This is a genomic window from Streptomyces sp. BYX5S (assembly GCF_054724165.1).
Genome location: NZ_CM138829.1, coordinates 299,065 through 318,530, shown reverse-complemented (window position 1 = coordinate 318,530; position 19,466 = coordinate 299,065). Strand labels below are relative to the sequence as shown.

At 72.2% G+C, this 19,466-nt stretch carries 16 protein-coding genes; 4 read left to right on the top strand and 12 right to left on the bottom strand.

All coding sequences use genetic code 11. The annotated features are described in order from the left end of the window. Nucleotides 1–126: 126 nt before the first annotated feature. The 3 genes from ACYBSK_RS01480 to bldG form a co-directional block, all read right to left on the bottom strand. Complete coding sequence (locus tag ACYBSK_RS01480) at nucleotides 127–2,538, bottom strand: sodium-translocating pyrophosphatase (RefSeq protein WP_460244911.1); 2,412 nt, start codon at nucleotides 2,536–2,538, stop codon at nucleotides 127–129. A gap of 295 nt (nucleotides 2,539–2,833) precedes the next feature. Continuing rightward, a complete protein-coding gene (locus tag ACYBSK_RS01475; protein WP_457474987.1) occupies nucleotides 2,834–3,259 on the bottom strand; it encodes an ATP-binding protein in 426 nt (141 codons plus the stop codon). 117 nt (nucleotides 3,260–3,376) lie between these two features. Next, a complete protein-coding gene (gene bldG / locus ACYBSK_RS01470; protein WP_003975386.1) occupies nucleotides 3,377–3,718 on the bottom strand; it encodes an anti-sigma factor antagonist BldG in 342 nt (113 codons plus the stop codon). A gap of 81 nt (nucleotides 3,719–3,799) precedes the next feature. Here bldG and ACYBSK_RS01465 point away from each other — a divergent pair, with 81 nt between their 5' ends. After that, entirely contained in the window at nucleotides 3,800–6,256 is a 2,457-nt protein-coding gene (locus ACYBSK_RS01465) for a DEAD/DEAH box helicase (protein ID WP_460244910.1), read from the top strand. Nucleotides 6,257–6,372: 116 nt separating this feature from the next. Here ACYBSK_RS01465 and ACYBSK_RS01460 read toward each other — a convergent pair whose 3' ends face one another. The 7 genes from ACYBSK_RS01460 to ssd form a co-directional block, all read right to left on the bottom strand. Continuing rightward, nucleotides 6,373–6,750, bottom strand: coding sequence for an Rv3654c family TadE-like protein (locus ACYBSK_RS01460; protein WP_460244909.1), 378 nt, complete (start codon nucleotides 6,748–6,750; stop codon nucleotides 6,373–6,375). After that, a complete protein-coding gene (locus ACYBSK_RS01455) occupies nucleotides 6,747–7,151 on the bottom strand; it encodes a TadE family type IV pilus minor pilin (protein ID WP_457474984.1) in 405 nt (134 codons plus the stop codon). Before ACYBSK_RS01455 ends, ACYBSK_RS01460 begins: the two co-directional genes overlap by 4 nt. Beyond that, nucleotides 7,138–7,371, bottom strand: a complete 234-nt coding sequence (locus ACYBSK_RS01450; protein WP_457474983.1) for a DUF4244 domain-containing protein — start codon at nucleotides 7,369–7,371, stop codon at nucleotides 7,138–7,140. Before ACYBSK_RS01450 ends, ACYBSK_RS01455 begins: the two co-directional genes overlap by 14 nt. A 98-nt stretch (nucleotides 7,372–7,469) precedes the next feature. After that, complete coding sequence (locus ACYBSK_RS01445) at nucleotides 7,470–8,243, bottom strand: type II secretion system F family protein (RefSeq protein WP_460244908.1); 774 nt, start codon at nucleotides 8,241–8,243, stop codon at nucleotides 7,470–7,472. A gap of 6 nt (nucleotides 8,244–8,249) precedes the next feature. Continuing rightward, nucleotides 8,250–9,125, bottom strand: a complete 876-nt coding sequence (locus ACYBSK_RS01440) for a type II secretion system F family protein (RefSeq protein ID WP_460244907.1) — start codon at nucleotides 9,123–9,125, stop codon at nucleotides 8,250–8,252. A 43-nt stretch (nucleotides 9,126–9,168) separates the two neighbouring features. After that, a complete protein-coding gene (locus ACYBSK_RS01435) occupies nucleotides 9,169–10,314 on the bottom strand; it encodes a TadA family conjugal transfer-associated ATPase (RefSeq protein ID WP_460246937.1) in 1,146 nt (381 codons plus the stop codon). A gap of 172 nt (nucleotides 10,315–10,486) precedes the next feature. Next, nucleotides 10,487–11,563, bottom strand: a complete 1,077-nt coding sequence (gene ssd / locus ACYBSK_RS01430; RefSeq protein WP_460244906.1) for a septum site-determining protein Ssd — start codon at nucleotides 11,561–11,563, stop codon at nucleotides 10,487–10,489. Between the two features lie 579 nt (nucleotides 11,564–12,142). Here ssd and ACYBSK_RS01425 point away from each other — a divergent pair. Then, the gene (locus ACYBSK_RS01425; protein WP_457474980.1) at nucleotides 12,143–12,988 is read left to right on the top strand and encodes an HAD family hydrolase; all 846 of its coding nucleotides are present in this window, start codon (nucleotides 12,143–12,145) and stop codon (nucleotides 12,986–12,988) included. 338 nt (nucleotides 12,989–13,326) lie between these two features. On the opposite strand, the gene ACYBSK_RS01420 is transcribed toward ACYBSK_RS01425, so the two are convergent. Next, nucleotides 13,327–14,151, bottom strand: coding sequence for a Fic family protein (locus ACYBSK_RS01420; protein WP_460244905.1), 825 nt, complete (start codon nucleotides 14,149–14,151; stop codon nucleotides 13,327–13,329). 101 nt (nucleotides 14,152–14,252) lie between these two features. Between ACYBSK_RS01420 and ACYBSK_RS01415 the strand changes: the two genes are divergently transcribed. Next, nucleotides 14,253–15,233: an ATP-binding protein gene (locus ACYBSK_RS01415; protein ID WP_460244904.1), complete on the top strand. Its 981-nt coding sequence runs from the start codon at nucleotides 14,253–14,255 to the stop codon at nucleotides 15,231–15,233. Between the two features lie 28 nt (nucleotides 15,234–15,261). Here the strand turns inward: ACYBSK_RS01415 and ACYBSK_RS01410 are convergent, their stop codons facing one another. Continuing rightward, nucleotides 15,262–16,569 carry a polysaccharide deacetylase family protein gene (locus ACYBSK_RS01410; RefSeq protein WP_460244903.1) on the bottom strand — a complete coding sequence of 436 codons (1,308 nt, stop codon included), beginning with the start codon at nucleotides 16,567–16,569 and terminating at the stop codon, nucleotides 15,262–15,264. Between the two features lie 338 nt (nucleotides 16,570–16,907). Between ACYBSK_RS01410 and ACYBSK_RS01405 the strand changes: the two genes are divergently transcribed. Further along, on the top strand, nucleotides 16,908–19,289 hold the full coding sequence (locus tag ACYBSK_RS01405) for a bifunctional SulP family inorganic anion transporter/carbonic anhydrase (RefSeq protein ID WP_460244902.1): 2,382 nt from the start codon (nucleotides 16,908–16,910) through the stop codon (nucleotides 19,287–19,289). The last annotated feature ends 177 nt before the right edge of the window (nucleotides 19,290–19,466 follow it).

Below are 19,466 nucleotides of genomic sequence, written 5' to 3'. Positions count from 1 at the left end.
CCGGATGCCCAGGGAAAAGTACGCCAGAACAGACGAGTGGGCGGACAGTCCGTCAAAAGACGCTGTCCGCCCACCTGTTGCTGCTATCGGGAACCTTGCCGACGCACGGGACGTTCTACATACCGGCTACGTACCGGACGTCGACACCACCGCCGGATCCGCTTGCTTCGGCACCCCACCGGAGCCGCCCGCGTCGCTGTCCTCGTCACCGCCGACGGCGATGCCGCGCCGCTTGGACATGTACACAGCGCCGACGATCACGGCGAGCGCCACGACGGCCGCCGCGATCCGCACCCCCACGCTCGCGTCGTCCCCGTAGCTGAACTGGACGATCGCGGGCGCGATCAGCAGCGCCACGAGGTTCATCACCTTCAGCAGCGGGTTGATGGCGGGCCCGGCGGTGTCCTTGAAGGGGTCGCCGACGGTGTCACCGATGATGGTGGCCTCGTGCGCCTCGCTCCCCTTCCCGCCGTGGTGCCCGTCCTCCACCAGCTTCTTCGCGTTGTCCCACGCGCCACCGGAGTTGGCGAGGAAGACGGCCATCAACGTGCCGGTGCCGATGGCGCCCGCCAGATAGGCGCCCAGGGCGCCCACACCGAGCGTGAAGCCGACCGCGATCGGCGCCATGACGGCGAGCAGGCCGGGCGTGGCGAGCTCCCTGAGCGCGTCCTTCGTGCAGATGTCGACGACGCGCCCGTACTCCGGCTGCTCCGTGTAGTCCATGATCCCGGGGCGTTCGCGGAACTGCCTGCGCACCTCGTAGACCACCGAACCCGCGGACCGCGACACGGCGTTGATGGCGAGCCCGGAGAAGAGGAACACCACCGCGGCTCCGGCGATGAGCCCCACCAGGTTGTTGGGCTGCGAGATGTCCATCACCAGGTTCATCGGGCCGCCCTCGCCGACCTTCTCGCCGACGTCCTCGGCCGCCGTGACGATCGCGTCCCGGTACGAGCCGAACAGCGCGGCGGCCGCGAGCACGGCGGTCGCGATGGCGATGCCCTTGGTGATGGCCTTCGTCGTGTTGCCGACGGCGTCCAGGTCGGTGAGCACCTGCGCGCCCGCGCCCTCGACGTCGCCGGACATCTCGGCGATGCCCTGCGCGTTGTCGGAGACCGGCCCGAAGGTGTCCATGGCGACGATGACGCCGACCGTGGTGAGCAGCCCCGTACCGGCCAGGGCGACCGCGAACAGGGCCAGCATGATCGACGTACCGCCGAGCAGGAACGCCCCGTACACACCGAGCCCGATCAGCACCGCCGTGTAGACGGCCGACTCCAGGCCGATGGAGATACCGGCGAGCACCACGGTCGCGGGGCCCGTCAGAGAGGCCTTGCCGATGTCCTTGACCGGGCGCCGGGTCGTCTCGGTGAAGTAGCCGGTGAGCTGCTGGATGAGGGCCGCAAGGACGATGCCGATGGCCACGGCGACGACCGCGAGGACCCGCGGGTCGCCGTCCTTGCCGCTGATCGCCCCGTCGGTGACGCCGTCCAGATCGGCGTACGTCCCCGGCAGATACGTGAAGACGGCGACGGCCACCAGCACGATCGAGATCACCGCGGAGATGAAGAAGCCGCGGTTGATGGCGCTCATGCCGCTGCGGTCCGAGCGCCGCGGCGCGACGGCGAAGATGCCGATCATCGCCGTGATGACACCGATGGCCGGGACGATCAGCGGGAACGCCAGACCGGCGTCGCCGAAGGCCGCCTTGCCGAGGATCAGCGCGGCGACCAGCGTCACGGCGTACGACTCGAAGAGGTCGGCGGCCATTCCCGCGCAGTCTCCGACGTTGTCGCCCACGTTGTCGGCGATGGTCGCGGCATTGCGCGGATCGTCCTCCGGAATGCCCTTCTCGACCTTGCCGACCAGGTCGGCGCCGACGTCGGCGGCCTTGGTGAAGATACCGCCTCCGACACGCATGAACATCGCGATCAGCGCGGCGCCGAGCCCGAAGCCCTCCAGGACCTTGGGCGCGTCGGCCGCGTAGACCAGCACGACGCAGGAGGCACCGAGCAGACCGAGTCCCACCGTGAACATGCCGACGACGCCGCCCGTACGGAAAGCGATCTTCATGGCGTGGTGCGAAACAGCGGTGAGATCCTTTTCCGGCTCGCCTTCCGCCGGAGTCGCTTCCCGTGCGGCAGCGGCGACGCGCACATTGCTGCGCACCGCGAGCCACATTCCGATATAGCCGGTGACGGCCGAGAACAATGCGCCGATCAAGAAGAAGATCGACCGTCCCGCACGCTGATTCCAGTCGTCCGCCGGAAGCAGCATGAGCAGGAAGAACACGACGACGGCGAATACGCCGAGCGTGCGCAGCTGCCGTCCCAGATAGGCTTTCGCGCCTTCCTGGACCGCCGCCGCGATCTTCTTCATGGACTCGGTTCCCTCGCCGGCCGCGAGTACCTGGCGCACCAGGACTCCGGCGACGGCGAGCGCCGCCAGCGCGACGACGGCGATCACGACGACGATGAGTCTGTTGTCGTCCGTGAGAACTGCGGCTGCGAACGTAGCAGGGGTAGAGGGCTCCGCCATTCGTCCTCCTTGACGCTTGGGCTGAGCTCAAGATGTGGACGGATTGTAGGGAGCGGACCCTGATCAAAACAGGGCGCGGCAAACGGAATTGTTTCCTACCCAGCAAATGTTCGGTGAACCCCGGGCGGGCGACCACAGAGGAATGGCTAATACCCTCGGGGCATTAACGGAGATCAACGATCTCCGCATTTCTTGATCGACCTCAGGAGAAACAGAAAAGGCCCTGTTCACCGGCAGGTGAACAGGGCCAACAGGGCAACAGGGCCCCTCAAAAGATCTAGGAGATCGAGAAAAACTAGGGAAGCGTCGCCGGCAGCGTCGGCCAACTCATCCGAATGAGTCCGCCGTCCGCCTCCGCGGTCACCTCGACGTCGTCCACGAGCCCGCTGATGACGGCGAGTCCCATCTCGTCCTCACCCTCGGCCTCCAGATCGTCGCCCGCACCGGCCGCGGACGACGGGTGCACCGTGCGCGGCGCCTCGTCCCCGACCTCGATGGAGAACTGCTTCTCCTCCTCGATCAGGGCCACCCGCACCGGCGACGTGATGCCGCTGCTCTGGTGCAGCCCCACGGCGCGGCTGCAGGCCTCACCGACGGCGAGCCTGACCTCGTCGAGCACGGCCTCGTCCACGCCCGCCCTGCGCGCCACGGCGGCCGCCACCAGGCGGGCCGTCCTGACGTGCTCGGGCAGAGGGCTGAAGCGGAGTTCGACAGTGGCCATGCATCCCCCTCGGACAGACGGGCCCCACGGTTGTTCGGGCATGCTCCCCGGGGACCGGGCCGGCCTCGGCCGCCCGATCCCTGGTCTCCACCGGTGTCACCACCGGCATCATCCGGGTCAGTCGGTCGCCGCGACGGCTTCCTCGACCGAGGTGTGGATCGGGAACACCTTGGTCAGACCGGTGATACGGAAGATCTTGAGAATGCGCTCCTGGTTGCACACCAGGCGCAGCGAGCCCTCATGGGCACGCACGCGCTTCAGGCCGCCGACCAGCACGCCGAGCCCGGTGGAGTCGAGGAAGTCCACGCCCTCCATGTCGACGACAAGGTGGAAACTGCCGTCATTCACCAGCTCGACCAGCTGCTCGCGCAGCTTGGGCGCGGTATACACATCGATTTCGCCACCGACCTCGACGACCGTACGATCGCCGACGGTACGGGTCGACAGAGACAGGTCCACGGATCCTCCAGCACCTTGCTATCGAGCGGTCGCCCCTCGGGGACACCTCGGCTTGGTCCCCGAGACGGTTCGCCAGCCGCGATGGCATTCAATCACTTACTGGCAGGCGTGCACGACGCCTTCAGAGCATTGTCCGTCACGCCAGTGACACACTCGGTGCCGATGGCCAAGAATCACCGATCCGAACGACCCTCGGCGCCAGCCGCAGACCGCCCCTCCCCCGGTGCGGTCCTGGACCGGCTCGCCTCGGGTCCGAGCAGGGCTGCGCGCATCACTCATACGGAGCACTTGCCCCCTCGCCCCGGCCGTCATGCCGTCTGGCCGGACCGGATCCGCGCCGAGGTCATCGCGGCGGTGCAGAACGCCGGAATCGCGCACCCCTGGGCCCACCAGGCACGCGCGGCGGAGCACGCCCTCGACGGCGACTCCGTGATCGTCGCCACCGGCACCGCCTCCGGGAAGTCCCTCGCCTACCTGGTCCCCGTCCTGTCGACGCTCCTGGACGGATCCGAGGCGCCGAACGGGCGTGGCGCGACCACGCTCTACCTCTCCCCGACGAAGGCCCTGGCGGCGGACCAGTGCCGATCCGTGAAGGAACTTTCACAACCGCTCGGTACGGCGATCCGCCCCGCGGTCTACGACGGCGACACTCCGTTCGAGGAACGCGAATGGGTCCGCCAGTACGGGAACTACGTCCTCACCAATCCCGACATGCTGCACCGCGGCATCCTGCCCTCGCACCCGCGCTGGTCCTCCTTCCTCAAGGCACTCAAGTACGTGGTGATCGACGAGTGCCACACGTACCGCGGCGTCTTCGGCTCGCACGTGGCGCAGGTGATCCGCCGGCTGCGCCGGATATGCGCCCGCTACGGATCCGACCCCGTCTTCCTGCTGGCCTCGGCCACGTCGGCCGATCCGGCCGTCTCGGCCCGGCGGCTGACGGGCCTGCCGGTCGTCGAGGTCGCGGACGACGCCTCCCCGCGCGGCGAGCTGGTCTTCGCGCTCTGGGAGCCCCCGCTGACGGAGATGCAGGGCGAGAAGGGCGCGCCGGTGCGGCGCACGGCGACGGCCGAGACGGCCGACCTCCTCACCGACCTCGCGGTCCAGGGCGTGCGCTCGGTCGCCTTCGTCCGCTCCCGGCGTGGCGCCGAGCTGATCTCGGTGATCGCGCAGGAGCGGCTCGCCGAGGTCGACCGCTCCCTCGCGCGGCGGGTCGCGGCCTACCGCGGCGGCTATCTCTCCGAGGAACGCCGCGCCCTCGAAGCGGCCCTGCACTCCGGCGAACTCCTCGGGCTCGCCGCCACCACCGCCCTGGAACTCGGCATCGACGTCTCCGGTCTGGACGCGGTCCTCATCGCGGGCTACCCCGGTACGCGGGCGTCCCTGTGGCAGCAGGCGGGGCGGGCCGGGCGCTCCGGGCAGGGCGCGCTGGCGGTCCTCGTCGCCCGCGACGACCCCCTGGACACGTATCTGGTCCACCACCCGGAGGCCCTCTTCGACCAGCCCGTCGAATCGACGGTCCTCGACCCCGACAACCCGTACGTCCTGGCCCCGCACCTGTGCGCCGCCGCGGCGGAGATCCCGCTGACCGAACCGGACCTCGACCTGTTCGGCCCGGCGACCGCGGAACTGCTGCCGCAGCTGGAGGCGGCGAAGCTGCTGCGCCGCCGCAACGCCACGAAGGCCTGGCACTGGACGCGCCGCGAGTCCGCGGCCGACCTGGCCGACATCCGCGGCGAGGGCGGCGCCCCCGTGCAGGTCGTCGAGGCGGGCACGGGCCGGCTGCTCGGCACGGTCGACGCGGGCTCCGCGCACACCTCGGTGCACGACGGAGCGGTCCACCTCCACCAGGGCCGCACGTACGTGGTGAAGCACCTGGACCTCGACGACAACGTCGCCCTGGTCGAACTCGCGAACCCCACGTACTCCACCACCGCCCGCGACACCACCGCCATCTCCATCCTGGAGACCGACGTCGAAGTCCCCTGGGGCGACGGGAAGTTGTGCTACGGCTCGGTCGAGGTGACGAACCAGGTCGTCGGCTACCTCCGCCGCCGCCTCATCACCGGTGAGGTCCTCGGCGAGACGAAACTGGACCTCCCTCCTCGTACGCTGCGCACCCGCGCGGTGTGGTGGACGGTCACCGAGGACCAGCTCGACGCGGCCCGCGTGAACCCCGAGATCCTCGGCGGCGCCCTGCACGCCGCCGAACACGCCTCCATCGGCATGCTCCCGCTCTTCGCCACGTGCGACCGCTGGGACATCGGCGGCGTCTCGATCCCCCTCCACCCCGACACCCTCCTTCCCACGGTCTTCGTCTACGACGGTCATCCCGGCGGGGCGGGCTTCGCCGAGCGGGCCTTCCACACGGCCCGCGCCTGGCTCACCGCCACGCGTGAGGCGATCGCCTCCTGCGAATGCGAGGCCGGTTGCCCCTCGTGCATCCAGTCCCCGAAGTGCGGCAACGGCAACGAGCCGTTGCACAAGCGGGGAGCGGTACGGCTGTTGTCGGTGCTGCTGAGGGATGCGGAGGGGTAGGTCCGGGCTCGTCCTCAATCGCCGGACGGGCTCCATCCGTCGGCCGCCGTCGCCTTGGGCAATCTGCCGCCGGGGGCGGCAGGGTGGGCAAGGCGGCCCCCGGTGCCGCGCGGGGATCACGGCGGGCCGAGACCCGGTGTCGGCACCCCGGCGGACGGCGGGCCCGCCCGCGACCGCACCTCCGACCGGAACCCCCGCGCTCCCGCCACCGCGGTGACGTCGGACACCTCGCCGTGGAGGGCGCACCGCACCACCCCGGCTCCCTGCGCCCGCGCCACCCGCACCGCCAGGGCGCACGCCCGCGTCCTCCCCTCCGTCCAGTGGTCCGCCGCGGCGAGCGCCGCGAGGTCCGCCGCCGAGCCCGCCCGGTGCCGCGCCTCCACGGCCTGCGCCATGGCCAGCACCGCCCCGAACACCACCCCCACCGCGGCCATCGCCACGGCTGTCCACACCGTCGCCGACCCCCGGTCCGATCCCGCCCCACGTCTGCTCACGCCTGCCCCACCTCCTCCTCCGCCGCCGCCACGGCCTGCGCGCTCAGCTCCACCGCCAGCGGCCCCGGCCCCGCCGACGAGGCCCGCACCGTCACCCGGACCAGCCCGCCCTCCCGGCCCACCGTGATCCGCGCCCCCTCCGGCGCGGCCTCACGGGCCGCCGCAACCGCCGCGCCCCGCGCCTCCTGCCGGGCCACCGCACGGGCCCCGGCCCGCGCCGCGTCCACGCATTTGATCTGCGCCGACGCCGCGAGCACCACCCAGACCAGCGCCATCGTGAACGTCACCAGCACGGGCAGCACCACGGCCGCCTCCGCCGTCACGAAGCCCTTGTCGGCACGGTTGACGCGGCCCGCTCGGTCGGCGCGTCCAGTACCGCCGGACCGTTCAGAACGACCCATGGAGCGCCTTCGCCACCAAGGACTGAAGCGCCGACTGCACCACACCACTCGTCACCACCTGGTACAGCACCCCGGCGAAACCCACCGCCGCGATCAGCCCCACCGCGTACTCGGCGCTGACCATCCCGGCGTCCCGCCGCCCGGCCCGCACCGCCCGCGCCCACCTGAGGACACCTCCGCGCAGCCACCAGTACGCCCGCCCCGCTCGCATTCCCGCCATGTCAACTCCCTTGAGAAAAGCCCTCGTCACAGCTCTCGTCACAGCTCTCGTTACAGCTCTCGCCTGCTCGCCCACCGCCCCAGCGCCACCAGCGCCGGTCACCTCCCGCCCAGCACGCCACCTCCCAGTCCGATCACCACCGGCACCACCCCGACCACCAGGAACGCGGGCAGGAAGCAGAGCCCCACCGGCGCGGTGATCATCACGGCCGCCCTGCGCGCCACCGCCGTCGCGTGACGCCCCCGCTCGGCCCGGCACTCCGCGGCGAACCGCGCCACCGGCGCCGCCGCCGGAGCCCCGGACTCCCCCGCCCGCTCCAGCAGCCGCACCAGCCCCTCGGCCCCCGGCACGGCCGACAACTCCCGCCACGCCGAACCCAGTTCACCCCCGAGCCGCACCTGCGCCGCACCCCGCGCGAGCCCCCGACCCACCGGCCCGCCCAGCGCCTCACCGACGGCCCCCGCCGCCTCCACCGGACCGGCCCCCGCCGCCAGGCACGCCGCCAACAGGTCCGACGCCAGCGGGAGTTGCCGGACCGCTTCGCCTCTCTCCCGCCCACTCGCCACGACCGGCCCACCGCGCCGCCGCCAGTGCCACACCCCCACCCCGCACCCCGCCCCGACCACGATCCCGGCCACCCCGCCGACCAGGACGAACCCGGCACATCCCGCCCCCACGGCCGGCGCCCACCGCCGCACCGCCACGGGCACCCGCACGGTCCGCCGCGCCGCTTCCTCCGCGGCCACCTCCAGCACGAGCCGCACCCGTCGCCGCAACGCCCGCTCGGCCCGCCGCGCCGCGATCTCCCGCGCCAGCCACACCACCGCCGCCGCTACGCACAGCACCACCCCCAGCCTGTGGAAAACATTCATCGCCGCTCAGCCCTCCGCCCCTCGCACGATCCGCGCCGCCCACCACATCCCGGCGGCCTCCAACGCCCCGCCCACGACAAGGCACCCGATCCCCGGCCACGTGTGCAGCAGCACCCGCAGCGGGCGCGCCCCCATGGCCGCGCCGAGCAGCAGCGCGAACACCGGCAGCGCGGCGAGCATCACCGTCGTCGACCACGGGCCCGCCAACTGCGCCCTGAGGTCGCCCCGTTGATCCCGCTCCGCCCGCAGCGCGTCCGCGAGGCGCTCCAGGCCGGAGGCGAGCCCCGCGCCCCGGTCCACCGCCACCCGCCAGCACGCCGCGAGTCCGTGCAACCCCTCGGCGCCCGGCTCCCGCGCCGCCACTCCCAGGGCCTCCGGCACATCCCCGCCGAACCGCGCCGCCGCCACGACGGCCGCACTCCCCGCGCCGGTCAACGCCCCGGAGCCGCGCACCGCGACGACCAGCGCCTCCCCCGGCTGACGCCCGGCCCGCACCTCTCCCGCCACCAGCCCGCACAGCCGGATCACCGCCTCCCCGCGCCGCTCCTTTCCGCGCCGCGCCACCCGGGCCCGGCGCAACCGCCCCGCTCCCGGCACGGCGCACATCCCGAGCACCACCGGCAGCACCGAGGCGCCGACGATCCCGACCACCAACCCGCCGACCGCACACCACCTTTCGGGCCGCGCCCGCACCCACCCCCACCACCGCTCAACGGCACCCGGCCGCCGCGCCACCACCCCGTCGCCCGGACCGACCCCCAGCACCCTCCGGATCCGCCGCACCTCCACCTCCCGGCCCCGCACCACCCACAGCGCGACGACCGCCCACAGGCCGGCCACCACACCCGGTCCCCCGCCACTCAGCACCCAGCTCACATCCACACACCCCTCCCGTTCGACCATCCGCGACACCCCGCACCCGCCCTCACGCCCGCCGCATCCGCACCCCCAGCAACCCGCCGAGCCGCTCCCACCCGACGCCCTCCACGAACCCCCGCGCGCCCCACTCCAGCGCCGGCACCGCCCGCACCCAACCCTCCGGATCCCGCTCCAGCACCTGGACCTGCGCGATCCGCCGCCGCCCGTCCCGGTCCCGTACGAGGTGGACCACCACGGAGACGGCTGCCGCCAACTGGCTGTGCAGGGCGGCACGGTCGAGTCCGGCCGCCGTCCCCAGCGCCTCCAGCCGCACCGGCACATCGCTCGCCGCGTTGGCGTGCACCGTGCCGCAGCCGCCCTCGTGCCCCGTGTTCAGCGCGGCGAGCAGGGAGACGACCTCCGCGCCGCGCACCTCGCCCACCACGAGCCGGTCGGGCCGCATCCGCAGCGCCTGCCTGACCAGGTCGTCGAGGCCGACGGCCCCCGCGCCCTCCTGGTTGGCGGGGCGCGATTCGAGCCGTACGACGTGAGGGTGGTCCGGCCGCAGCTCGGCGGAGTCCTCGGCCAGCACGATCCGCTCCCGCGGGCCCACGAGCCCGAGCAGCGCGCTCAGCAGCGTCGTCTTGCCGGTGCCCGTACCACCGCTGATCAGGAACGACAGCCGCGCCTCCAGCAACGCCCGCAGCACCCGGTCGCCGCCCGGCGGCACCGTCCCCGCCGCCACCAGCTCGTCCAGGGTGAACGCCCGGGGCCGTACGACGCGCAGCGACAGACACGTGCAGCCCGCCGCGATCGGTGGCAGCACCGCGTGCAGCCGGGTCCCGTCGGGCAGCCGGGCGTCCACCCAGGGCCGCGCGTCGTCCAGGCGGCGGCCCACGACGGCCGCGAGGCGCTGCGCCAGCCGCCGTACGTCGGTGGGGCCCTCGAAGGACACGTCGGCCGGTTCCAGGCCGGCTCCTCGGTCGACCCACACCTCGTCCGGCGCCGACACCAGGACGTCCGTCACCGCGGGGTCGGCGAGCAGCGGCTCCAGCGGCCCCGCACCCACCAGCTCCGACCGCAGCCTGCCCGCCGCGCCGAGCACTTCCGTGTCGCCGAGGACCCGCCCCTGGGCGCGCAGCGCCTCGGCCACGCGCGCGGGGGTCGGCTCCGACCCGTTCTCGGCGAGCCACTGGCGTACGCCGTCCAGCATCCGCGCCCCGACCACCGCACTCACGCCACCCCACCCCGCCCCCACCAACCAGCCACCGGGCCCCGCAGCGCCCGGCCCCCGAGCACTCGACCACCGCCGACCACCCCGACCCGCACCGAGCGCACCGCGAACCGCCCGCACACACCCCTCACGCCCGCGCCCCGCACACCCCTCACGCCGCATCCCCCTCCACCGCCGCCACCGGCATCCGCTCCCAGAACGCCCCGCAGAACCGCCCCAGGGGGCCGCTGTCCAGTACGCCGGTGTCCGGAGGGAGTTCTCCGGCGAACGGCAGGCCGACGAGGCGCGCCACCTCCTCCGGGGCCAGGCCCCCCGCACCGCGCGCGGGCGCCGTCACCACCCGCAGGTCCCGCAGCACCATCCCCGCCGCCCCCGCCATCCGGCGGGCCGCCGCCACGGCCCGCAGCTCCGGCGGCACCACGAGCAGCCCGAGGTCGAGCTGGGCGAGGGCCTCGACGGATCCGGCGTCCACCCGGCGCGGCAGGTCCACCACGACGGTTCCGCCCCTGCGCCGCCCCGCCGCGAGCACCGCCCGTACCGCCTCCGAGGGCACCGCCGCGAGCTCGCCGCGGTCCCAGCTGAGCACCCGCAGGTCGTGCAGCCGGGGCAGCGACTCCTCCAGGGCCGTCGCTCCGACGCGGCCCCGCGACTCGGCGAAGGCCGGCCAGCGCAGCCCTTCGACGGCCTCACCGCCGAGCAGCACGTCGAGCCCGCCGCCGAGCGGATCCGCGTCGACGAGCAGGGTGCGCCGCCCGGTCCGCGCGGACGCCACGGCGAGCGCGCAGGCCAGCGTGGAGGCCCCGGCGCCGCCGCGACCGCCGAGCACCCCGACAGTCAGGGCGGGCCGCCCCACGCCTTCGGCGACATCGGCGATCCGGTCCATCAGCCACTGCTCGCCGTCCGGCAGCACCAGCACATGGTCGGCGCCGATCTCCACGGCCCGCCGCCAGACACCGGAATCGTCCTGATCACGACCAACCAAGATCACTCCGCGTCGTCGGGCCACCCCGCGCAACCGCCGCGCCGCGTCGTCCCCGACCAGCACGAGCGGCGCCGATTCCCAGCCGCCCCAGCTCCCTCTGCCCGACGGCGCCCCGTGCCCGACCTCGGGCCGTACGCCCGCCGCCGCGCACAGGCGCAGCAGGTCGTCGAGCAGTTCCACGTCCTCCGTGACGATCAGCGGGGCGCTCCGCGTGCCCCGCGTGTCGCACTCGATGACTTCCGTCATGTCCCGGTCCCCTCGCGCCGCGCTCGCCCGCCTCTGCGGACGATCCGTTCCGCACGCGAAGTCGGTGGCGTCCAAGCCGCCGAATACCGCCGGTCCGCCACAGCCCGGCCATAACGAACCGGCCATGAACACGGATCCGAACTTCGCGTGCGGAATCACCGTGCAGCGATCCCGGAAATCGTGGGGATCTTGGTCAATAACTGTGGACGTGAGAAGGCTTGTGAATATCCCGGTCACCCATACCAGTGACACCCTGAACTCGGCATGAATCTGCTCGCAGAGCAGCCCTTCGGTCACACAGAGTCACGGATCGAGGCCGCATCGGGCCAGGCATCGGATGCTCGGAAGCCGCCGGGAGGTCACGGGGCCGGAGAGGAAAAGGGACCCGAAAACGGGTCCGGACATGCGACGACCCCCGCCGGGGGGGAGAGCGGGGGTCGTCTTCCACGGTCCGACTCGGGGGGGGAGGAGCCAGACCGGGTTAGCACGGTCGCGAACGATCCGTGACTTCCATGGTGTACCCGAGAGCGTTCTCAAGCAAACCCACGCGCCCCAGCTTACGCCGAATGGTTGGCGCCTATGCTCGGCCTCGTGGAAAACCACTCCTTCACTCACTCCGCGCCCCGTACAGCGGCGTTCTTTGACCTGGACAAGACGGTCATCGCTAAGTCGAGCACGCTCACCTTCAGCAAGTCGTTCTACCAAGGCGGGCTGATCAACCGCAGGGCCGTACTGCGCACCGCGTACGCCCAGTTCGTCTTCCTCGCCGGCGGCGCGGACCACGACCAGATGGAGCGGATGCGCGCGTACCTCTCGGCGCTGTGCCGCGGCTGGAACGTGCGGCAGGTGAAGGAGATCGTCGCGGAGACGCTGCACGATCTGATCGACCCGATCATCTACGACGAGGCGGCGTCCCTCATCGAGGAGCACCACACCGCCGGGCGCGATGTGGTGATCGTCTCCACATCCGGCGCCGAGGTCGTCGAGCCGATCGGCGAGCTCCTCGGCGCCGACCGGGTGGTCGCCACGCGCATGGTCGTGGGCGAGGACGGCTGCTTCACCGGCGAGGTGGAGTACTACGCGTACGGGCCGACGAAGGCGGAGGCCATCAAGGAGCTGGCGCGCTCCGAGGGGTACGACCTCGCGCGCTGCTACGCGTACAGCGACTCGGCGACGGACCTGCCGATGCTCAGCTCGGTCGGGAATCCGCATGCCGTCAACCCGGACCGGGCGCTGCGCCGCGAGGCCCTCGCGCGCGAGTGGCCGATCCTCGACTTCCACAAGCCGGTCCGGCTCAAGCAGCGCCTCCCGCACCTCTCCGCGCCCTCGCGGCCCGCGCTCCTCGCGGCCGCCGCGGTCAGCGCGGCGGCGGTCACGGCGGGCGCGGTCTGGTACGCGAGCCGCCGCCGCGTTCGTCCTGTTTGAACCTAAAAGTAAAGAAGTGCGGCCAGGGCTTCCGCTTCCCCCGGGGGAGGAGTACAAAGGTTTCAACGGCCCGCGAGACCAAGGACATCCGAGAGGAACACCTTTAACCGCAAACAGGCCCCACGGACCGATGCATGAACACCAGGCACCCACGCGACGTCGACCCGTCGATTACGGGCCAGCCGCACCAGGCGACGGGCAAAAGTTCCCGACCTGATGGGCAACACTTCGAGGACGCTTGGTAACCCGGTGGACATGCCAGCGGCGGTACGAGTTCTCGTACCGCCGCACCCCTGTGCAGGACCCTTCTTCTTAAAGAAGGGCCCTTTTTCGCGCCGTTACGCGGCGCCCCGCTGAAGTGCCTCGCACACCGCCGTCGACTCCCGGACGCCCAGCTCGACCGCCTTGCCGCAGTGGGTGATCCAGGCCGCCATCCCCTCCGGTGTGCCGGAGGCGTAGCCGTCGAGGGCGGCCGCATACGCCGCCCGCCCGAGTTCGGCGTGGCCCAACTCCGCGGGGCAGATGGACTTCGGGTCGAGGCCGCTGCCCACCAGGACGATGCGCGAGGCGGCGCGCGCGACCAGGCCGTTGTGCGAGCCGAAGGGGCGCAGGGCGAGCAGTTCGCCCTCCACGATGGCGGCGCTCACCAGGGCCGGAGCCGCGCTCCCGGCGATGACCAGCTGAGACAGGCCCTCCAGGCGACCCGCCACCTCCTCGGCATCCGGCAGCGGGAGCTCCACGAGCGGCTCGTCGACCGGCTCGCCCACGAGCCGCGGCCGGCCCACCGCGTCGCTCTTGTCGGCCGCCGCGACCAGGTGCAGGCGCGCGAGCACCCGCAGCGGCGACTGACGCCAGATGGACAGGAGTTGACCCGCCTCGGCGGTCAGCCGCAGGGCGGCGCCGACCGTGGGCGCCTCCTTGTCGCCGTCGCCGCCGCTGAAGTCGGTGCGCCTGCGCACCTCTTCGAGCGGCCAGTCCGCGCCGGAGAGCGCCGCGCTGCCGCGCGCCCCGCGCAGCGCCGCCTCGGCGGTGACCTCGTTGCTGCGACGCCGCATGACCCGGTGCCCGTAGACCCGGTCCACGGCCTTGCGCACGGAGTCCACGGAATCGGCCACGCCCGGCAGGTCGGCCAGCGCGGCGAGGGGGTCGGCTGTCGTACTCATGAGTACGACAGTACGGGCCGCGGCGCGCCGCCCCACGAAGGAGTGGTCTTCTTCACCCTGGATCGACACGGACAGCTACAGCACCGATACCCTTTGTGAACATGAAGATCGCTTTCGTCGGGAAGGGCGGCAGTGGCAAGACCACGCTGTCCTCGCTGTTCATCCGCCACCTCGCCGGCACCGGCTCCCCGGTCATCGCCGTCGACGCCGACATCAACCAGCACCTCGGGCCCGCGCTCGGGCTCGACGAGGGCGCCGCCGGCGAGCTGCCCGCCCTCGGGGCACGGCTGCCCCTGATCAAGGACTACCTGCGCGGCTCGAACCCGCGCATCGCCTCGGCCGACACGATGATCAAGACCACGCCGCCCGGCGAGGGCTCGCGCCTGCTCCGGGTGCGCGAGAACAACCCGGTGTACGACGCCTGCGCCCGCCCGGTCGAGCTCGACGGCGGGACCGTGCGCCTGATGGTCACCGGCCCCTTCACCGAGGCCGACCTCGGTGTCTCCTGCTACCACTCCAAGACCGGAGCGGTGGAGCTGTGCCTGAACCACCTGGTCGACGGGCGCGACGAGTACGTGGTGGTCGACATGACCGCGGGCTCCGACTCCTTCGCCTCCGGCATGTTCACCCGCTTCGACATGACCTTCCTGGTGGCCGAGCCGACCCGCAAGGGCGTCTCGGTCTACCGCCAGTACAAGGACTACGCGCGGGACTTCGGCGTCGACCTGAAGGTGGTGGGCAACAAGGTGCGGGACGCGGACGACCTGGAGTTCCTGCGCTCCGAGGTCGGCGACGACCTGCTCGTCACCGTCGGGCACTCGGACTGGGTGCGCGCCATGGAGAAGGGGCGCCCGCCGCGCTTCGACCTCCTGGAGGAGCCCAACAAGGCGTCCTTGCGGGCCCTTCAGGACGCGGCCGACGCCACGTACGAGGCGCGCGACTGGGAGCGCTACACGCGGCAGATGGTGCACTTCCACCTGAAGAACGCCCAGAGCTGGGGCAACGAGAAGACCGGGGCCGACCTGGCGTCCCAGGTCGATCCCGGCTTCGTGCTGCGGGAGAGCGTCGCGGCGACCGCCTGAGCGGCCGCCTCCGACCTCCGTGCGACGGCTACGGCTTGGCGGCGGGGGCGCCCGGCACCCCCTTGGGGGCCGGGGCCCGCTCGCCCGCCAGGTACCGCGCCCAGCCGCCCTTCGGCGCCTCGGCCACCGCGAGGCGCGCGAGCTTCTTCAGGGTCTTCGGGTCCTGCGCGTCGAGCCAGTCGGCGAGCTGCCGGAAGGAGACACAGCGGACCTCGGGCTTCGTGCAGACCCGCTCGACCGTCTCCTCGACGGCGCGCATGTAGGTGCCGCCGTTCCAGGACTCGAAGTGGTTGCCGATGATGAGCGGGGCGCGGTTGCCCCGGTAGGCGCGGTCGAAGCCCGCGAGCAGGCTGTCGCGCATCTGGTCACCCCAGTACGCGTGCTTGGAGCGGTCGCCCTGGGTCGCCGAACCGGACTGGTTGACCATGAAGTTGTAGTCCATGGTCAGCTGCTCGTAGGAGTGGCCCTTGAACGGGACGAGCTGCATCGACAGGTCCCACAGGCCGTTCTTCTTCGTGGGCCAGACCTGGTTGTTGACGCCGCTGGTGTCGTAGCGGAAGCCGAGGTCGCTCGCCGCGCGCGTGAAGTTCTCCTTGCCTTCGAGGCAGGGGGTGCGGGCGCCGATGAGCTCCTTGTCGTAGTCGAAGGGCAGCGGGGCCGCCTTGTTCAGGCCCGTGTTGCTCTTCCAGCCCTTCACGAAGGACTTGGCCTGCTGGATCTCGCTCTTCCACTCGGCCACCGACCACTGGCCCACTCCGCCGCCCTTGCCGCAGAAGTGGCCGTTGAAGTGGGTGCCGATCTCGTTGCCCTCCAGCCAGGCACCGCGCAGTTGCTCGACGGTGTCCTTGATTCCCCTGGTGTCGTTGAAGCCGATGTCCGAGCGGCCCGCCGAGTGCTGCGGCGCGTGGTACTTGTCCGCCTTGGCCTGCGGGAGCAGGTACACGCCGCTCAGGAAGTACGTCATGGTCGCGTTGTTCTTCTTCGCGACCTTGCGGAAGTGCGAGAACAGCTTCTGGCTGTCCTCGCCCGCGCCGTCCCAGGAGAAGACCACGAACTGCGGCGGTTTCTGCCCCGGTCTGAGGCGCTCGGCCGTCGGCAGGTGCGGCTGCCGCCCGGTGTACGCGGTCGAGCCGTCGCCGATGAGGCGGACCGCGCTGCCCGGAGCGGCCTTGGGCTTCGCCTTCTTCGGGGCGGGGGCGCCCTGGCGGGGCTTGGTCTTCTCGGCGTCGTGCGCGCTCTCCTGGGCGGCGCAGCCGGCGAGCGCGGCGGCGCACGCGGCGGCGGCGGTGATGCCCGCGGCGAGCCGTGTGGTGACGGGCCTGGGGGTGGCGGCCATCTTCCGCCCACCTTCTTCCTGGTGTCGGCTTGTACGGCGGTGAAAAGAGAGGAATGCCCGCTATGTACGGGTACCGCCGCCACCGTGGCACGGGAACCGGACGTCATTAGTCCGACAAGCCGACAAGCTTTCTTATTCACTACTGAGCGTGAACGGCTGACCCGTTTGCCCCTTTGGTCCGGCCAAAGCATTTACTCTGCATTACGATTCATTTACCGAACGTTGATTTTCATCCCGCCGCTGCACGCCGTGAACCACGGCCGCGATCGACCCCACCCACCGCTCTGGGGTCCCCCCACATTCCGCGACCGCGCTGCACCCCGGAGGAGACGGGAAACATGTCAGCCTGCGTACCCACTCGCACCAATGACTCCGACCGGCCGGACGAGCCTTCGGGCGCCGCTCGTACCGCACACAGTCCCCCGCCCAAGCACCGCCGCTTCCGCATCGCGGGAGCCGACCTGTCCGCGTCCGTCGCGGTCTTCCTCATCGCCCTGCCGCTGTCGCTCGGCATCGCCCTCGCGACCGGCGCGCCCCTCGAATCGGGGCTCGTGGCCGCCGCCGTCGGCGGCATCGTCGCCGGCGTCATCGGCGGCTCACCGCTTCAGGTCAGCGGCCCCGCCGCCGGTCTCACCGTGGTCACCGCCGAGCTGATCCAGCGCTACGGCTGGCGCACCACCTGCGCCATCACCGTCCTCGCCGGACTGGCCCAGCTCGGCCTCGGCTGCCTCCGCGTGGCCCGCACCGCCCTCGCCGTCAGCCCCGCCGTCGTGCACGGCATGCTCGCCGGCATCGGCGTCACCATCGCCGTCGCCCAGCTGCACATCATGCTCGGCGGCAGCCCCGAGAGCTCCGTCCTCGCCAACCTGGCATCCCTGCCGCAACAGTTCGCCGATGTGCAGCCCGCCGCGCTCGGCGTCAGCGTGCTCACGCTCGCCGTGCTCCTCGCCTGGCCGCGCATCCCGGGCCGGGTCGGACGCGGCACACGCAAGGTGCCCGCCGCGCTCATCGCCGTGACGGTGGCCAGCGCGACCGCCGCGCTGCTCGGGCTCCGCCTGCCCGAGGTCGATCTGCCCTCCTGGAGCAGCCACGCGCTGGCCGGGCTGCCGGAGGGGCCGGTGCTCGGCATCGTCGCCGCCGTCCTGACGACCACGCTCGTGTGCAGCGTGCAGTCGCTGCTCGGGGCGGTCGCCGTGGACAAGATGACCGCCAAGCGCTCCGACCTGCCGCCCGCGATGCGCCGCTCCAACCTGGACCGCGAGCTGCTCGCGCAGGGCGCGTCGAACATCGTCTCCGGATCGCTCGGCGGGCTGCCCGTCGCCGGGGTCGCGGTGCGCAGCACGGCCAATGTGAACTCGGGCGCCGTGAGCGGGAACTCCTCGATCCTGCACGGCGTCTGGGTCGTGGCCGCCACGCTGCTCCTGGTCCCCGTCCTGGAGCTGATCCCGCTCGCCGCGCTCGCCGCCCTGGTGATGGCGGTCGGCATCCAGATGGTGTCCCTGAACAACATCCGCACGGTGACCCGCCACCGCGAGGTCCTCGTCTACGCGGTCACCACCCTCGGCGTCGTCGTCTTCGGCGTCCTCGAAGGCGTCGGGCTCGGTGTCGCGGTCGCCGTCGGCGTCGCGCTGCACCGCCTCGCGCGCACCCGCATCACGCACGAGGTGGACCCCCGCGGCTCCCACCACGTGCGCGTACGCGGCCAGTTGACGTTCCTCGCGGTGCCCCGGCTCAGCCGCACGCTGCACCAGGTGCCCCAAGGCGCCGACTGCGTCGTGGAGTTGGACGGGTCCTTCATGGACCACGCCGCGTTCGAGGCGTTGCAGGACTGGCAGAAGTCGCACACCACGCAGGGCGGTCAGGTCGAGGTGGCCGGGCGCGGCGGGGCCCGGATCGCCGAGCCCGCGCGCGCGAGCCACACCTGCTGCCGCCCCTGGACGCCGTGGCGCAACCACCACTGCGACCGGCCCTCGCACGACCACCGGGCGGCGGCCGCGGAGACGGCCGAGCCGCGACGCGTCGGCGGGCATCAACTGGCCAGCGGGATCAGCGCGTTCCAGCGCAACACGGCGCCGCTGGTGCGCGAGGAGCTGGCGCGCCTCGCCCGCGAGGGACAGCAGCCCACGCAGCTGTTCCTGACGTGCGCCGACTCGCGGCTGGTCACCTCGATGATCACGTCCAGCGGCCCCGGCGACCTCTTCGTCGTGCGGAACGTGGGCAACCTGGTGCCGCTGCCCGGCGCCGAGAGCGCGGACGACTCGGTGGCCGCCGCCATCGAGTACGCCGTGGACGTGCTGAAGGTGCAGTCGATCACCGTGTGCGGGCACTCCGGATGCGGGGCGATGCAGGCGCTGTTGAGCAGTCCGCCGAGCGGGCACGGCGCGCTCACGCCGCTCAAGCGCTGGCTGCGGCACGGGATGCCGAGCCTGGAGCGGATGTCCGACGCGGGCGTGCCGTGGGCCCGGCTCGCGGGGCGGGCGCCGGCCGACGCGGTCGAGCAGCTCTGCCTGACCAATGTCGTCCAGCAGCTGGAGCACCTGCGGGAGCACGAGTGCGTGGCGCGCGCGCTGGAGCGCGGCACGCTCGAACTGCACGGCATGTACTTCCATGTCGGAGAGGCGCAGGCGTATCTGCTCGCGGAGACCGATCCCGTCTTCGGGCAGGTCGAGGACGGCGCCCTCGACGAGCGCCTGGACGAGAGCGGCGCGGCGCGCGGCTGAACCGAGCCGCGCCCGGCGCCGTGCAAGCAGATGAGACCGTAGGGCTCCCGACCTGGTCGGGAGCCCTACGCGTACAGGTCTAAACCAATTGACCGACCCCCCTTGTCACCAGGGGGCGGCTTCTGATGAGCTGTGGCCTGGGACACAACGGTCGCCCCCGCACAGCAGCGCAAGGGA

Coding starts and splice junctions, on each gene's coding strand:
- ACYBSK_RS01480 (WP_460244911.1), bottom strand. CDS start 2,538: ATGGCGGAGCCCTCTACCCCTGCTACGTTCGCAGCCGCAGTTCTCACG.
- ACYBSK_RS01475 (WP_457474987.1), bottom strand. CDS start 3,259: ATGGCCACTGTCGAACTCCGCTTCAGCCCTCTGCCCGAGCACGTCAGG.
- ACYBSK_RS01465 (WP_460244910.1), top strand. CDS start 3,800: ATGGCATTCAATCACTTACTGGCAGGCGTGCACGACGCCTTCAGAGCA.
- ACYBSK_RS01455 (WP_457474984.1), bottom strand. CDS start 7,151: ATGGGTCGTTCTGAACGGTCCGGCGGTACTGGACGCGCCGACCGAGCG.
- ACYBSK_RS01450 (WP_457474983.1), bottom strand. CDS start 7,371: ATGGCGGGAATGCGAGCGGGGCGGGCGTACTGGTGGCTGCGCGGAGGT.
- ACYBSK_RS01445 (WP_460244908.1), bottom strand. CDS start 8,243: ATGAATGTTTTCCACAGGCTGGGGGTGGTGCTGTGCGTAGCGGCGGCG.
- ACYBSK_RS01435 (WP_460246937.1), bottom strand. CDS start 10,314: ATGCTGGACGGCGTACGCCAGTGGCTCGCCGAGAACGGGTCGGAGCCG.
- ssd (WP_460244906.1), bottom strand. CDS start 11,563: ATGACGGAAGTCATCGAGTGCGACACGCGGGGCACGCGGAGCGCCCCG.
- ACYBSK_RS01425 (WP_457474980.1), top strand. CDS start 12,143: ATGCTCGGCCTCGTGGAAAACCACTCCTTCACTCACTCCGCGCCCCGT.
- ACYBSK_RS01420 (WP_460244905.1), bottom strand. CDS start 14,151: ATGAGTACGACAGCCGACCCCCTCGCCGCGCTGGCCGACCTGCCGGGC.
- ACYBSK_RS01415 (WP_460244904.1), top strand. CDS start 14,253: ATGAAGATCGCTTTCGTCGGGAAGGGCGGCAGTGGCAAGACCACGCTG.
- ACYBSK_RS01410 (WP_460244903.1), bottom strand. CDS start 16,569: ATGGCCGCCACCCCCAGGCCCGTCACCACACGGCTCGCCGCGGGCATC.
- ACYBSK_RS01405 (WP_460244902.1), top strand. CDS start 16,908: ATGTCAGCCTGCGTACCCACTCGCACCAATGACTCCGACCGGCCGGAC.